We start from the raw sequence: 15,715 nt of genomic DNA, 5'->3' as shown, positions 1-15,715 counted from the left end.
GCGCTCTCCCCTCAATAGATAGAGCGCGGTCCCTAGTCATACACATCAAGCAGAAATCCACATCGTATACATTCATTTATTCGTCGAATTGCTTATGCGAATGATCGCGGACGCGGAAGTCAATCGAACTCGCAACAACGATGATCCTGAGCATGCGAGATGACTTGCAAGCGCCGTTAGGTCGTCCCGTTCGCCTAACGATTTCTCATGAGAGAGAGGCGATCCAACTGCGAGCCTTCTCTGCCCCCGTGCGTGTGTGCATTCACGGGCGCTTGCCGGAGCCGCGAGCTGAGGCTTTCGAATAGAAGACTCAGTCTCGACCGACGGCTTCCTACCTATGAACAGCGCCTGCGCTAATCGCGAGATCGTGCAGCAGGCAATGGACAGCGCGCAAGGCAACGGAGGAGATGGGTAAACGTTGGTATACACCTTCGAACATTTCGATATCGAAAGCTTACGTTAGTACAATAGAGCTCGGACGCTGATCCTATAACTTTGACCCAACGCAAGAGGCCTTGGGCCTCAACGACTGAGCTGTCGCCATATCAATTACGCCAGGCGGGACATTATCGTGGCTCACGTCGTTTGGAAAGTTTTGCTGCGCACCGCGAAGGAGATCGTGAGTGAGGGTGAATCAAAACAAGACAGGTTGTTCCGACGGGTGGTCGGCGTTTCGATCTGGTGCTACCGAGCAAGAAGCTGCTCGTGCGGAGCTGGATGTCGCCGTGCAGGAGCACCTGCACGTTTTGCCTCTCGTCGAGGCGGCGCGTTTTGCCTCCCGGCGCAGGTATTTTTTCGGTCGGCTAGCGAGATGCCGAAGTTGGCCGGTCCGGAGCTATGATTGCTGAAATAGACTCAACCACGCCTGCGAATGCGGCTGTGATGAGGACGTCCGCGGAAAATGTGGAAGTTCGAAACCAGTTACCGACGAGCGTAGCGCGGACGTTCGAGTCGTTAAATTGAAACTGCGTGGATTGATATGTGTGGAATTGTCGGTATTTTAGGGCAGGGTCCGGTCGTCGAGAAATTGGTCGTCTCTCTCAAGCGACTGGAATATCGCGGGTACGACTCAGCGGGTATCGCGACTCTCGAAGCTCTGCGCATTGAGACCCGCCGCGCTCAAGGTAAGCTGAGAAACCTTGAAGAGCGGCTCAGCCATTGTCCCCCAGCCGGTCAAAGCGGCATTGGTCACACCCGCTGGGCAACTCATGGAAAGCCGACGGAGAACAACGCTCACCCACATGCGACCGAAAATGTCGCGGTTGTCCACAACGGCATCATCGAGAATTTCCGAGAACTGCGAGCCGAGTTGGAGCGGAGTGGAGCCGACTTTGATTCACAGACGGACACCGAGGTGGTGCCGCACCTGGTTGATTCTTATCTAAAGAATGGCTACTCACCGCAAGATGCTGTACAGGCGTCGCTGCTGCGGCTGCGCGGTGCTTTCGCGTTGGCATTCCTTTTCAGAGGGCACGACGATCTTTTGATCGGTGCGTGCAAAGGCTCGCCCCTTGCGATTGGACATGGAAACGGCGAAGTCTATCTAGGATCGGACGCGATCGCGCTTGCGCCTTTGACCGACACCATTACCTATCTTGAAGACGGTGACTGTGCCGTACTTACGCGCGCGAGGTGCGTGATCTACGGCTCAGGCGGCTTTGTCGTCCAGCGCGAAACATCGAAATCTGTTGTATCGTCTCTCCTTGCGGACAAGGCGAATTATCGCGACTTCATGGCCAAGGAGATTCACGAGCAGCCGGCGGTAGCCGGCAAGACATTGAACCACTATCTAAACATAGCAGCCACGCGCGTTGCTATGCCGCTGACATTGCCGTTCGACTTCAATTCCATTCAACGAATTTCAATTATTGCGTGCGGTACGGCAAGTTACGCCGGCCACATCGCCAAATATTGGTTGGAGCGGCTGGGGCGTTTGGCTGTCGAGATCGATGTCGCGTCCGAGTTCCGCTACCGGGAAGCGCCTCTGCGCCGGGGCGATCTCGCGATCGTCATCTCGCAGTCGGGCGAGACCGCCGACACACTCGCTGCGTTGCGATACGCCAAGGAACAGGGCCTACACACAATATCTGTAGTTAATGTCGCGACGTCGACGATTGCACGCGAGAGCGAATCCGTTCTGCCGACGTTGGCAGGACCAGAAATCGGCGTCGCGTCCACCAAGGCATTCGTCTGCCAGCTGATGGTATTGGCGGTGCTTGCCGTCAAAGCGGGTAAAGAGCGAGGCAAGCTGTCTGAAGTCGATGAATCAAACCTCGTCGGAGAGCTCATTGAAGTGCCGCGTTTGATTGCTGGGGCCCTGTTGGTCGAGCCGCAGATTGAGAAGCTCGCGCATCATATGGCCGGCGCGAGGAGCGCAATCTATCTCGGTCGTGGCACATCGGCCCCTCTGGCGTTTGAGGGCGCGCTTAAACTGAAGGAAATTTCCTATATCCACTCGGAAGGGTATGCCGCCGGGGAGCTCAAGCACGGACCGATCGCGCTGATCGATGAGGCTATTCCTGTAGTCGTGATCGCGCCTTACGACCGCGTCTTCGACAAGACCGTCTCGAACATGCAGGAAGTAGCCGCGCGTGGAGGCAAGATAGTCCTGATCACGGATGCGAAGGGGGCTGCTGAAGCGACGGTGGACACGTTCGTGACCATCGTGCTGCCGACAATGGTCGGGAGCTTTACGCCTATGGTCTACGCGATTGCGGTCCAGCTCTTGGCTTATCATACCGCCGTTGCAAGGGGCGCGGACGTCGATCAGCCGCGCAATCTTGCGAAATCAGTAACCGTGGAGTGAGGCTGCCGCGGTTTTGTCAGGCAATGAAGTCTCGGCGGTGACCCGTTCAGCTTGCGTTTGCTTGCCTCGGTTCGTGAGGCATGGAATGGGAACCAGTTTCCAAGCCGAAATTCCTCGTACCTGCCGTGTGGCCGCCCACATGACCGATGTTGACTTTCAGCCCGCAGGGATCTGACAGGATCAAGTATCACGTTAGACGCGGGCACTATTTCGTCGCTCACGCGCTCGACATATATCCGAAGTGCTGAGGTCTAGTTGAATCAAAAACATTATGAGCCGAGTCGGGTGCGGCTTTGGCTGCGCGTGCCGTCCGCAAGCAATTGCTTGGTTGGTCCGACATCTAACGCCCCGCCGTCTGGCTTTATGCAAGTGACCTCGTTTCAAATATGGTCGCAAGTCTACCATCGGACATGGGTAGCCGCTGCTGCTCATAACTGGGAGCCGCTATCGCGACGGATAAACGGGTTTGATAATTGAGCGCCGACAGCGATCTCGCCGGGATTCGCTTTCAGGAGTTGAACTTACATTCTGTTTCTGGCGCAGTCGGTGTCGGCGCTGAAGCTGTGGAGATTGGAAAGTCCATGGAAGAGCTCGGCGAGCCTCCGCTGAAAGCCAAGAAAGCCGCACACACGAGCCGGCGCGGCCTCCTCCAGAATAGAACGATTGCATTTACAGGCAGCTGAATCGTCGACCGACTTGTTGCAAGTGGAAGAAGATAGCCTTCGAATTAGGCCGCAGCCGCTCATCTGGCCCTGATGAATGGCAATGCAGAGGCTTGCGGCGGCGCCGCTGGAAGCAAGCGCCACGTATGATAGCGTGACGTTGGCCAACACAGGACCACGTCAGGTTTTGGTAAGCCAGCCTCCCTATCAGAGCCGCTGGGCCCAAAGCCTAACTAGATGCGGAAATGTATGTCCGACGGGAGTACCAATCACCATGTATAATCGGATAAATGGCTCGCCTTACTTCCAATCCTCTCACTTTTCTGAAACTGATGAGCATGCGGACAGAAACAAGTTTTCCGAAGCGTTCGCCAATATGCACTTGGCCGGATCGAACTCGAGTGGCAGTTCATCTTCGTCGACACGGCAATATTCGCTCGTATCAACGCCTCCTATCATAGAGTTCAAGGATCGTCACTCATTTCGAGTAGCCGCGCAGGCCTATCATGGGGACGAAATTCAGTATATCGCTGACAACCCCCTTGAGTACTCCGACTTCGTCTCCGCCAAAGCGAGGCGAACTGCAGAAGTTGCCCAAGACTACGGGACAACTCGAGATTCCGAGAACGCGCGATACTTCAGCTACCAATTGGGCAACAAGAGTGTCGGACTTCTAAGAATGGAAGGCGGTGACAGCATGACCGCGTTCGACGTCAAAAAGTGGGAGAACCTATTTCCTGGACGGCAGGGAACAACCTCCACTGTGGATCTTCAAGTCGTTCATCCGCTCGTCGAGAACGCTGGCGATATCCTTCTCGAGCACCAGCTTCGAATGGACGGCAAACATCCGCTGCTCAATTTGCGTCCCGTCAATCCGGAAGCAAGAGCCCGTGCGGCAAAGATGGGGTTCGTCGAAGTTGACGCTGACAACATGGTTCTCGACCCAGAGAGGTCAGACAAGTGGGTAAGGAATAGCGCCGGCGAATGGCAACGAAAAGGCACTTCTGCGCAGTATCTTTCTAAAGCTGACGACAGTGATGTTAGTCATGCCGAAATCCCAGGCAGCCCCGCTGCATACGATTATGAGGATGATTTCATGTGAGGATGAAACACGTACGCTAGAGGAAGCGATGCAGGTTGCGCCGCGCTCCTCGTCGACTCAAAGTTGAGAGTTCCTTTGGCTCAAGCTGCGTCTCCACGGTCCTCCTGGGCCTAGAAGTTGCTGACTTGATGCGCCTCAGAAAGTAGGGGCCTGTTGCACAAGCCAATTGCTCGCGATCCTCGCCGCGGCGCGGACGTGTTGCGACTACCCGGCTGAGGAGGGGCCGGGATGTGTCGCGCGAAGAAGCTGAACGGCTTGGATCAGAAGGGCCTTGAGCCTACGGAGTAGCGAAGGCCTGCGTCTGATCCTGGCCTTGGGAAAAAAATCCAGGCGAAGCGGCGGCGCGGTCGACAGGTCCCGCCACTTGTCTACGGGCCTAACGATATCGTAAGCATAATCGTCGTGTCGAGCCGCTTGCCAGAAAAGCGGTGACCACGTGCTGGCGGAGCCATTACTGCCGTTGCGGAAGTGAGGCTAAGCACAACCAAGCTCCTGCCGCCGAGCGCTCTTGGGCAACTATGCTCTGCAATTATGGCCTCGCTCCAGATGAATTTAAGAGGTGCTTAGGCGCGTTGTCAGCGTACGTGAACGTCATCTGCAATGAGCTAGGTCGACACGCACCCCGCGTTCTCGTGGTCAAGAACTTGCTGTCAGTCGGCATAACTTCGAGCAAGTTGCGGCTCCGACTGCGAACCAATACTTGGTGGGGATCTTCGTTCCGGCGTGTTTTAGTCAGACATGAACTCAAGCCGCGGGTTGGAATCAGATGGTGCCTCGAGCGCCATATGCCTTCAGTGCGTTGTCGAGACACTTCAGTAGCTCTTTTCCGCCAAGCGGTTTGGCGAGAAATCCCATCGCTCCCGCGTCCATAGCTGAGGCGCGCACGCGCTCGTCGGGGAAAGCTGTAATGAAGATGAACGGTGCGTCGTAACCACGCGTCCGCACCTCTGCCAAAAGATCCAGCCCGCTCATCACCGACATCTGCACATCGGTAATGACACAGGATGTCTCGGCCAACTGCGGCGACAGCAAGAGTGCCTCGGCGGACGAAAAAATTTGCACGTCGTAGCCACGCGACTTCAAAAGGTTTTCTGTCGCCGCTCGGACCGAGGCGTCGTCGTCGACGACAGAAATGAAAGGCGTGGACAAGATGAGCCCTCCCAATGCAGTACAGCGGCTGTCAAAACGCTAGCCACTTTCGGCGAAAAGTGGGCTTAAGTGATAGACTTGTAAAATCATACTTGGGTTTGTTCAGGACGACTGGCGCTAAGTCCCAGCGTCTCGCTCATCCTGATCAAGTCGGCCAGCGAGCGGGCACGCATTTTTTTCATTACGTGTCCGCGGTAGATTTTGACGGTAATCTCCGCGAGCCCGAGTTCGGCGGCTATCTGTTTGTTCATCAGGCCGGCTGCGACAAGTCTCATCACTGCCTGCTCTCGCGGGCTTAGGGTTTCAAATAGCGACTGCAGGTTCGCGACGGTTCGCTGAGCTTCCCGTCTCTTGCGATCGCGTTCAGTCGCCGCAACCACGGCATCAAGCAGCTCCTGATCGCGGAATGGCTTGCTGAGAAAATCGACGGCACCTCCCTTCATGGCCCTGACCGTCATGGGAATATCGCCATGGCCTGTAATGAAAATGATCGGGATGTGTATGTTCAACCTGGCGAGCTCGGTCTGGTAGTCAAGGCCGCTCAGGCCTGGCAGTCGAACATCAAGAACTAGACAGCTGGTGACGTCCGGAATTTGGCTCTGCAGCATCTCCCGAGCCGATCCGAACGCAATGACCTCCAACCCCACCTGTTTAAAAAGGTTCGTAAGCGAGCGGCGCACGGAGATGTCATCCTCAACGACAAAGACGATCGCCTTCGTCGAGGCCTCGGCATTGCTGCCTTCACCTGGCGAGTCAAATCGTTCTGTCACGACACGGCCTCCTTATGCAGCGGCATGGTAAACTGGAAGGTCGCGCCGGGTCCATTTTTGGGGACCATTGACAGCCGTCCTCCATGAGCTTCCACGATCGAACGGCAGATTGAAAGGCCCATTCCAAGGCCGGTCGACTTGGTAGTGAAGAAGGGATCCAGGACGTGGTTCGCGTCCTTCTCGGCTATCCCGACGCCGCAATCGGCCACAGCGAGCTGCACGTGTCCCTGGTCGTCCTTGGATGAATGAATCAAAAGTTCGCGCGGCCGGTCTGTAACTGCGTCCATCGCCTCGATTCCGTTCATCACCAGATTGATGATCACCTGTTGTAGCTGAATTCGATCACCGAGGATCATAGGCAACGCGGCTGTCAACTCAGTTCGCAACCTCACCCGGTGGCTCAGCAGTTCTCGTGTTACCAGCGCAATGACGTCCTTAACGACCTCATTAATATCGAGCGGCACCATCTCAATCTCGCCTTTCTTGGCGAGCGCGCGAACGCGACGGATCACCTCGCTTGCCCGAATTGCGTCTTCGATGATCCATTCCACCGAGGAACGCGCGGCGGCAAGATCAGGAGCCTCGCGGCCCATCCAGCCGAGGCATGCCTCGGCGTTGTTGATAATAGCGGCGAGAGGCTGGTTTATTTCGTGGGCGATCGAGGTTGTCAGTTCTCCTAACGCTGTTACTCGCGTCACATGTGCAAGCTCCGCCTGCGCTTTTCGTAGTTCTTGTTCGGCTTGGTCGGCACGGATGATAGCGGTAATGTCAGTGCTGACGCCACGATAACCGAGGAAATTGCCATTTCCATCGAAGAATGGCTTGCCACTCGTGCGGACATAGATTGGAGATCCTAACCGATTCTGCGTACGATAAACGAGGTCCCTAAATGGCTGATGCGCCTGCAATGTCGACCGATGCTGCCGCCACTTTTCGGGTTCCTCTTCTGTGTCACACGCAATGTCCCAGCGAAACAGGCCCATCAATCCTGTGGCCAAAATTCCCGCAGCGCTGGTGTGCTCAGACAAGTGAGTGACCTGGTGATCCGGCCCGGTCTCCCAGAGCCAGTCGGAAGCTGTTTCGGCGTAGTCGCGAAAGCGCTGTTCGCTTTCGCGCAACGCGGCAAGTGTGTTTTCCAGGCGTTCCTTAGCTGCGTGTTGCTCGGTCACATCCATATGCGTTCCGATCAGCTCGCGGGCGTTACCATCGCTGCCGATCACCACGTGCGCAACGGAGTGTATGCGTCTTATCCCGCCACCTGGTAGAAGGATGCGAAAATCATATTCGAACCGCCGCTCCTTAAGTTCAATCGCTTGGCGCTGCACCTCCTGTAGCCGCGGCAGGTCGTCCGGATGGATGCGTGATCGAATCGTCTCGATCGATACCGGCTCTTGAGGGCTAAAGGCAAACAGACGATCGACCTCGGCGGAGCGATACACGAAATCCAGACCGTGGACATCCCAGGCCCAGCTTCCTGTGTGAGTGAGATGCTGGGCCTCTGCCAGATAGGCCTCGCTGCGGCGCAACTGCTGTTCTGCTGTCCTCGCTGCGGTAACATCAGTGGCTGCGCCAACAAACTCAATCTCCCCAGAGGCGGTTCGCGTGGCACGTGCCTGCGCATGAATGTGCTTAATCGAGCCGTCCGGTAGCAAAAGCCGGTATTCGTGCTCGAAATCGCTCTGGTCTCGCATCGCGCGATCGATAATTTCTCTAACCGAAGCCCTATCATCTGGATGAGTGCGCTCAACGACGAGCTGCGGCCCGGGTGGCACCGTCTGAGGATCCAACTGGAAAATGCGAAATGTTTCCTTTGACCAGAAAGCCTCACCGGTAGTTGTATTCCAGCTGAAGCTACCTGTGTGACTCAACTCCTGCGCCTGGGCCAAATGTGCTTCGCTCCGCTGCAGCGCAAGTTCGGTCCGCCTTCGCTCCGTGATATCTTCGCAGGCGATAAGGACAATGGGCCGCTGATCCGCCCAGAGCATGGCTTTGGCGTTTTCACGTACCCACAAGACCGAGCGATCCTTCCTGACTTTCTGGGCATCCCACGTGCGCGTTTGTCCGACATTCTCAAGACAGCTCCCAACGCATTCGCGAGCGAACGCGCGATCCTCCTCGAGAAATACGTCCAGCACGGATCGGCCGATCAGTTCGGCACGAGTATAGCCGAGTTGTGTCGCGCCAAGCGTATTGACGTTGAGGATAGTACCGGCTTCATCGACCATGACGTACATGGCCGGGTTGTGCTCGAAGATCGCGCGCCAAAGTTTTTCGCGATCCTCCAAATCCGCCGCACTCCGCTGAAGTTGGGCCGCAGACACACGCGCAGCCTCTTGTTCCTGGCGGAGCTTCCTCATGAGGTACGTTCCCCCCATGGAGACAATAAAAAATGCAACGACTACTGGAAGATCGTGGGGGTCATCGAATCGCAGACTGAACGCCGGCGGCGCAAAGTAGTACGCGAGAACAGCGACCGCTGCGACGCAAAGCGCGGATGACGCAATGAAGATCCCCATTAACGAAAATAGCAATACTACTAACATATAGGCGAACGCCGCCGCGGCAAAATGTGCCTGAAGGTATACGCATATCAATGTAACCGCGGCTAGCGTCATGCCGCCGAAGGTGAACTGCGGGGCTGAACGTTTAAGACTGCTGATCTGGACAAACATTTTGAGACCGTCCGGCCTGTTCTCCGGCGAGAGCTATAGCATTTTCGGCAAAAATGGGGCAATCTTCAACGCTTGGGTTTAGCGTGTGCGAGATTGGTCATCTGCGGCCGAACTCAGCACGCGCGGGGAAAAAACGCATTATAAACATACGTATAATTGGTCTAAACTTTCCGATGAGGCTGTCACTGGCCTGCCGGCGAAGCTGAAAATGTCTGCTTTGCGCCGCCGCCGGTAGCCATTCGGCGCAGTCGCTCGATCGCTTGGCCGATGCACCCTCTACACCCGCTGCGTACTGCCGAACCACTGACCTCGCCGGCGAGGCCGTTTCCACGAAGAAGTGCAAGTTGAGGTGCCGAAACAGACGCCGGAGTTACGCGAGTGCTACCTACCGGATCAGGCCATCACCGCTAGTCGCAAAAGATTCGTCTCCAACTGGTGTCGCTGGAATCGAGCGCCGACGCCGAACCAGCCTTATATGACCCGCCACTACTCCGTCGAGTGCCATCTATTCCAAGCGGATCACCGCTAACTCGATGACGCAGCGCTCATAGCAATGGCGATGACGAGGCGCAGGATCCCTGCAACGTCCTCAGTCGCATGAGGAAATACCGCCTATATGGGTATTGGTCGACGGCGCAATACCCAGTTCGCCATGCGGGAAATCACTCTTCATCTGGTTCGGCAAAAGCTCCCTAAGTATTGCACCGCCGGTAGCCACTGACCGCGAAAGAGAAGCCCCGAAAGAAGTCTATACTTCTTTGCTCGGCTGCCTCCAGGAGAAGCTGCCTGGCAGCGGTGCTGAGGAGGGCTGTACGCGGGGAGCCCACAAGATAAAGTTCGTGTCGGATGGGCGGCGGATAAGTTCCGGAACCTACCTCGTTGTGCTTGTCGTGTCGCTGGTAGTGGAAACCTTAGGCTGGTTGAGCCGAGACTGCAGCGTTGCGTGATCGAGCTCGCCTTCCCACCAGGATACGAACACGCACGCGATGCCATTGCCGATGATGTTGGTAAGGGCGCGCACCTCGCTCATGAACTTGTCGATCGAAAACACGATTGCCATGCCTGGCACCAGAGCTGGGTTTACGACCGACAATGTCGCAGCGAGCGTTATGAACCCAGCGCCGGTGACGCCGCTGGCTCCCTTCGACGTTAGCATTGCGACGAGCAAGATAGTGAGCTGCTGGCCGAATGTGAGATCGACGCCGAGTGCCTGGGCAATGAACAATGTTGCAAGTGTCATATAGATATTGGTGCCGTCGAGATTAAAGGAGTAGCCAGTTGGCACCACCAGCCCGACCACCGGCTTAGAGCAGCCTAGCCGCTCGAGCTTCTCCATCAATTGCGGCAGCGCGCTTTCGGAGGACGAAGTGCCGAGCACGATTAGAATCTCGTCCTTGATATAGACAAGGAACTTAAATATCGAAAAGCCGACGAGGCGGGCGATTAGACCAAGCACCACCGACACAAATAGCGCAGCCGTCACGTAGAATAGCGCGATCAGACCGATGAGATTGCCGAGTGCTCCGGGCCCGAACTTGCCGACCGTAAAAGCCATGGCGCCGAAGGCACCGATCGGGGCCGCTTTCATTATGATTGCGATCACCCCGAACGCCGCGTGCGCGACGTCGTCAATCATGCCGCGCAGACGCTCCCCCCGCTTTCCCAGCGCCATTAGCGAGAAGCCGAAAAGGATCGCGAAAAGGAGAACTTGCAGAACATCGCCGCGAGCGAAGGCGCCGACCACGCTATCGGGAATGATGTTGAGAATAAAGTCGACGCTCTTCGAGGCTTCCGCCTGCTTGACGTAATTGGCGACCGCCGCAGCATCTGGCTTGACCGCAAGGCCATGGCCAATTCGGACCAGATTGCCCATAACGAGGCCCAACAGTAAGGCAAAGCTGGAGACAATCTCGAAATAGAAGAGCGCCTTGACCCCGACGGACCCGACTTTCTTTGCATCCTGAATATGAGCAATGCCAGATGCGACGGTGCAGAATATAATCGGCGCGATCACCATCTTGATGAGCTTGATGAACCCGTCACCGAGCGCCTTAACCCAATCGTTGGTGGCGACAGACGGCCAAAGGCAGCCGAGCACCGCGCCAATCAAGATTGCGATTAGCACCTGGATGTAGAGTATTTTGTACCAAACTTGCGACGCGCGTAGAGGCGACGCAGCTGCCATGGTAGTCATGACGCTTCCTTCCCGAAGAAACTCGCTGAGACGCCGAGTCGTTGCGAGGCGACAGCGTCATACGAGACTCATCATTTTAGCCGTGTCCGATTGAAGGCAGTTCCGGGAGCCGGCGCGTCCATCTAAAGGCAGGCGTTTAGTTGCGTTATCCATTTTCCGTAAGCAAGATCTGCACCAGATGTCCGAACTGGGGCCGATTAACGCGGACAACTCTTCTTTCGTCAGCGGCACCGGCTGACTGGGATGAGCGCGTTCTCAAGGTCGAGCACAAATTACAGCATAGCTTCCCGGCCGTAGGTGCGGAGTGCTGAGATCGATGCAGCAGCATCGGTGAAATTGATAATTTCGATTGCATGTAGTTACCGTATGGAAGCCCGGTTTAGGCACTATGTTGCGCGAAAAAGTGCTTGGCATGAGCTGCGTTGTGGCTAGTGGCAAAGTTTGTTGTTGCAAGGAGCGCCAACGCCGCGCTGACGATCCGCATTAGCCAAGTCGGTCAGAAGCGGCATTCGCTGGCGGGCCCTCGCACCCTTTTGCCAAGTCGCAGAAGCAGCCTAGGGCGATTTCTTAGCTGAACCGTTTGTGTTGCTGCCATACGGCAGGCCTCCAGCGCGCGCGAACCGTCTACCATTCTTAGTAACATCTACTCAGGCGAAAAAGTCCGATGCTTTGTTGTGCGGCTGTCGCTGTCTGCTCAGGAACAAAAGAGCCAGAACCCTGACAGAACGTCGTGAGGTCCGCTCCAAAGTGGCATCGGCACGAACGCGAAGTCCTCTCACATTGAGGATAGAGACCTCGTGGTTCGCAAGCGGCACAAGAATTGCTGATGACAAGAGCGAAGCGACCGTTGTCAGATCAATCGAGGCGGACTCGCCACCGGGGTTGTCGATGAGGATCGCGATGCTGCTCTTTCTCGCAGACAAGGTGCGTGTGAATTTGGCCGTGGCGACGACCTGCGGCCCGACCAAAACGGGATTCGCGCCACATAGCCAGGTGAGACCGGCGTACAGGAGATCGCTGTCTCGATACGGCGACCTGCGCCCAGCTGTGAGCTGACGCACATGGATGTCGTTTGGGGAGAGATTTCGCAATCTGTTGCGCTCACGATCGAGCTCGCCAGCGTAACGACCGGGATCCTTCTCGCGGTTGGAGTGCCCCTTGCTTGGTGGTTGGCGCGTTCGAAGACTCTCGCAAGTGAGGCGGTAGCCGGTTATCGTTTTGCCGCTGGTGTTACCGCCCACGGCTCTCGGCTTTGCGTAGATTGTTTTGCTTGGCCCCCACGGACCGGGTGGAATTATCGCGTCTTTCTGGGGCGAGCGCACGCTCTCCTTTACTTTCGCAGGAATGGTGGTCGGATCGCTCCTGTCGGCGCTGCCGCTGGTCATGCAGCCGATCCGTAAGGCCGTTGTTGCGATGGGCGATTGCCCGTCGGAAACGAACCGGCGCGTTTCGCCGCTGCATGCCTTCGTTGCCCTGAGCGCGCCGCTGGCGCGACTGGAGTTTGTTAAAGCCGCCCTGGTCGCCTTTTTTCATACGATCCGCACATTTGGCGTCGTGATGACGATTGGCGGTAATATTCCGGGGCGCACCAAAGTGCTGTCGGTTTACGTCGTAGACTACGTCCAGGCTGCGCGTCTTAGACCTGCCGCCGGACATGTCCGACCATGTCGAGCAGCGGTGTTGCACACCGACCCATCGATCCTTGTGAGGTTTCAATGAAAAAGCTAGTTGTGGCCGCAGCTGCTGCTGGAATCGGTCTCGATCCAGTGCACTCCGCGCCTCTGCCCTGAGCGATGGCCGATGAGGTTGGCGTTTCTCAACAGCGCCTTGCCAAACTAGACGAGTTCTTCCCCAGCGAGATCGCGAACAAACGCGTGCCGGGTGCGGTGATCGCAAATCGGCAGAGACGGCAAGCTGATTCACTATAAAGCGTACCGGCAACTCGATGCGGTAACAGGAGGGGCGATGCGGAACTTCGCCAAGCGGAAGTTCAGTTGTTGGTCTTCTGCGAGCAAAGATGCAAAGATGTATCGCAGGGCGCAGTTTCGACGGTTGAGGTGGGCCAACATACCGCGCGATCCGCTCGGCACCCGCGGGTTTGAAATCCTGCGAAGGCTGTCAAATATCGCTGAATTCCTGCGCCATTTTCGCGGGTGCGTCGCGATATCGCTGCGCTCTTCCGATAAGAAGGGCGCATCACGCAGGGAGTGTTCAAATGAAAGTCGGGGTCCCGAAGGAAATCAAGACACACGAATATCGCGTGGGTCTTACCCCTGGAGCTGCCCGCGAGTATGTGGCAGCGGGCCACCATGTGGCGATCGAGACCAATGCCGGCGCTGGCATTGGTGCAACCGATGACGATTATCGCAACGCTGGCGCAACGGTTCTGACTTCGGCAGCTGAGGTTTTCGCATCGAGCGAGATGATCGTAAAGGTCAAGGAGCCTCAACCGTCGGAGTGGGCTCAGCTTCGTGAAAATCACATTCTGTTCACTTATCTGCATCTGGCTCCCGACCCTGATCAGGCTAGGGGTCTCTTGGAATCTGGATGCACCGCGATCGCCTACGAGACCGTAACTGATGCGCATGGCGGTCTTCCACTACTGGCGCCGATGAGCGAGGTCGCGGGTAGGCTTGCGATCGAAGCGGCGGGTAGCGCCCTGAAGCGGAGTACAGGAGGACGAGGGCTGCTGATCGGTGGGGTGCCCGGTGTTCAGCCTGCCCGAATCGTGGTGATCGGAGGTGGCGTCGTTGGCACTCATGCGGCACGGATGGCGGTCGGTCTAGGCGCAGAAGTCACTATTATCGATCGTTCGATAATCCGGCTACGCGAGCTGGACGAGCTATTCGAAGGGCGCGTTCGCACCAGGTTTTCGACTATCGAGTCCGTAGAGGAAGAGGTATTTGCGGCGGATGTGGTGATTGGTGCGGTGCTCGTTCCAGGTGCGAGCGCGCCGAAGCTGGTCAGCCGGAGCATGCTGGGCTGGATGCGCAAGAGGGCGGTGCTCGTGGACGTCGCTATCGATCAGGGCGGCTGCTTTGAGACATCGCACCCGACCACTCACGCTGAACCAACTTACGAAGTAGATGGCGTCATTCATTATTGTGTAGCCAATATGCCCGGAGCGGTGCCGCTGACGTCGAGCCAGGCACTGAATAACGCGACTTTGCCGTTTGGTTTGGCTCTGGCCAACAAGGGCTTTTCCGCGGTACTCGAGAACCCATATCTGCGCACAGGCCTCAACGTCCATCGGGGCCGGCTAACTTACAAAGCGGTGGCCGAGAGTCTCGGGCTGCCCTTCTCACCGATCGAACAGGCTGCTGCCTGATCCCAGAGGCCCTCATGGGCGTTTCCTCCCTGACTTAAGGCCACCTTTCGGGGTGGCTTTTTTTTCGGCTACATCAATCGGATGACCTCCACTGATTTGGAGGCGGACCGAAGCAGAGGATCGAGCGCCTGCCGTCACTTGCCACGATCATGGAAATACAAATGTTCCGCCCCCTCCTGCGCTTATGGGTGCCGGTGTCGCCGCGGTACAGGGCTAATGAGAGTGCATCCCTAGGTCCAAGGGATGCTCAAGACCGGTGCGACTTTACTTGCGGCAATCGCTGCGGCCATTCTGAAGGGCTATGGAGACGCGGACCCGACCTGCGATGACCTACCGGTTGTTCGTCGTGCGCTGTCGCCTAAGTCGCGGCTGTTGTCCCGGTGAGCGGAACCGACGCGATGCGCTCGGGGCAGACCTGATCTCCCCGGAGAACTTTTCGATGTGGCTTGATGGGTCGATTGTAGTCGCGCGACGGTCGCCTCGGAAAGATGTCAGATCGTGTGCGTCAGGCTAGCGAAGATGATTCACGCGACCGCGCTCCGCCGTGACATCGATCATGCGCAAACCCCAGCATCAAGATCAAGCTGTCATGTTTCGTTGTAGGATTTGCGACACGTGTCGAAGCGGCGACTTGCGGCAACGAAAGGACTTAGGACGATTCAAGCTTAAACTGCTTGGCACAAGACTTGATAGCAAGAAACTGTCCCGCACCTTTGCTTGCTTATGGAATCGCAGTGATGGCCTACAAGATAATCGCATCCCAGTGCACCGTCTGCGGTGCGTGTGAGTTCGAGTGTCCAAATGCCGCGATTAGCTTGAAGAACGACATATATGTGATCAATCCGTCCCAGTGTACCCAGTGTGAGGGACATTTTGACGCGCCACAATGCGCTGTCGTTTGCCCCGTGCCCGATACATGCGTGCCAGCACAGGGGGGCTAAAGCGTGATGGCATTAGGTTTGATATCCTGAATTTCTGAGGTAGTTGGCGCACTCCTCGGCTGAGAAGGCATCGAGTGCGTGGCCGATTGCG

At 56.7% G+C, this 15,715-nt stretch carries 11 protein-coding genes; 6 read left to right on the top strand and 5 right to left on the bottom strand.

What is annotated here, in order from left to right:
- Positions 1-979 precede the first annotated feature (979 nt).
- The 3 genes from glmS to BM222_RS36200 all read left to right on the top strand — a co-directional run bounded on the left by glmS (position 980) and on the right by BM222_RS36200 (position 4,570).
- Positions 980-2,806 carry a glutamine--fructose-6-phosphate transaminase (isomerizing) gene (gene glmS, locus BM222_RS36210; protein ID WP_092239428.1) on the top strand — a complete coding sequence of 609 codons (1,827 nt, stop codon included), beginning with the start codon at positions 980-982 and terminating at the stop codon, positions 2,804-2,806.
- Between the two features lie 473 nt (positions 2,807-3,279).
- Entirely contained in the window at positions 3,280-3,489 is a 210-nt protein-coding gene (locus BM222_RS36205; RefSeq protein ID WP_092239426.1) for a hypothetical protein, read from the top strand.
- Positions 3,490-3,742: 253 nt separating this feature from the next.
- Positions 3,743-4,570 (top strand): Effector protein NopP, encoded by an 828-nt coding sequence (locus BM222_RS36200; protein WP_092239424.1) that lies wholly within the window; start codon positions 3,743-3,745, stop codon positions 4,568-4,570.
- A 762-nt stretch (positions 4,571-5,332) separates the two neighbouring features.
- Here BM222_RS36200 and BM222_RS36195 read toward each other — a convergent pair.
- From BM222_RS36195 to BM222_RS42545, 5 genes are all read right to left on the bottom strand, one after another.
- A complete protein-coding gene (locus BM222_RS36195) occupies positions 5,333-5,719 on the bottom strand; it encodes a response regulator transcription factor (protein WP_177243673.1) in 387 nt (128 codons plus the stop codon).
- An 86-nt stretch (positions 5,720-5,805) separates the two neighbouring features.
- Positions 5,806-6,489, bottom strand: a complete 684-nt coding sequence (locus tag BM222_RS36190) for a response regulator transcription factor (RefSeq protein WP_092239422.1) — start codon at positions 6,487-6,489, stop codon at positions 5,806-5,808.
- The gene (locus BM222_RS36185) at positions 6,486-9,161 is read right to left on the bottom strand and encodes a PAS domain S-box protein (protein ID WP_092239420.1); all 2,676 of its coding nucleotides are present in this window, start codon (positions 9,159-9,161) and stop codon (positions 6,486-6,488) included. Before BM222_RS36185 ends, BM222_RS36190 begins: the two co-directional genes overlap by 4 nt.
- An 871-nt stretch (positions 9,162-10,032) precedes the next feature.
- The gene (dctA, locus tag BM222_RS36180) at positions 10,033-11,355 is read right to left on the bottom strand and encodes a C4-dicarboxylate transporter DctA (protein WP_092239418.1); all 1,323 of its coding nucleotides are present in this window, start codon (positions 11,353-11,355) and stop codon (positions 10,033-10,035) included.
- 647 nt (positions 11,356-12,002) lie between these two features.
- Complete coding sequence (locus tag BM222_RS42545) at positions 12,003-12,740, bottom strand: hypothetical protein (RefSeq protein ID WP_244547392.1); 738 nt, start codon at positions 12,738-12,740, stop codon at positions 12,003-12,005.
- Between BM222_RS42545 and BM222_RS42540 the strand changes: the two genes are divergently transcribed.
- From BM222_RS42540 to BM222_RS36155, 3 genes are all read left to right on the top strand, one after another.
- On the top strand, positions 12,739-13,074 hold the full coding sequence (locus BM222_RS42540; protein WP_244547391.1) for an ABC transporter permease: 336 nt from the start codon (positions 12,739-12,741) through the stop codon (positions 13,072-13,074). The genes BM222_RS42545 and BM222_RS42540 overlap by 2 nt on opposite strands.
- Positions 13,075-13,570: 496 nt before the next feature.
- Positions 13,571-14,683, top strand: a complete 1,113-nt coding sequence (gene ald, locus BM222_RS36160; RefSeq protein ID WP_092239414.1) for an alanine dehydrogenase — start codon at positions 13,571-13,573, stop codon at positions 14,681-14,683.
- A 737-nt stretch (positions 14,684-15,420) separates the two neighbouring features.
- Positions 15,421-15,624 carry a 4Fe-4S binding protein gene (locus BM222_RS36155; protein WP_092239412.1) on the top strand — a complete coding sequence of 68 codons (204 nt, stop codon included), beginning with the start codon at positions 15,421-15,423 and terminating at the stop codon, positions 15,622-15,624.
- Positions 15,625-15,715: the final 91 nt, after the last annotated feature.

The sequence above is a fragment of the Bradyrhizobium sp. Gha genome, from assembly GCF_900113735.1.
Classification (GTDB): domain Bacteria; phylum Pseudomonadota; class Alphaproteobacteria; order Rhizobiales; family Xanthobacteraceae; genus Bradyrhizobium.
The sequence above is the reverse complement of the archived record's forward strand: the minus strand, read 5'-3'. Positions and strand labels throughout refer to the sequence as shown.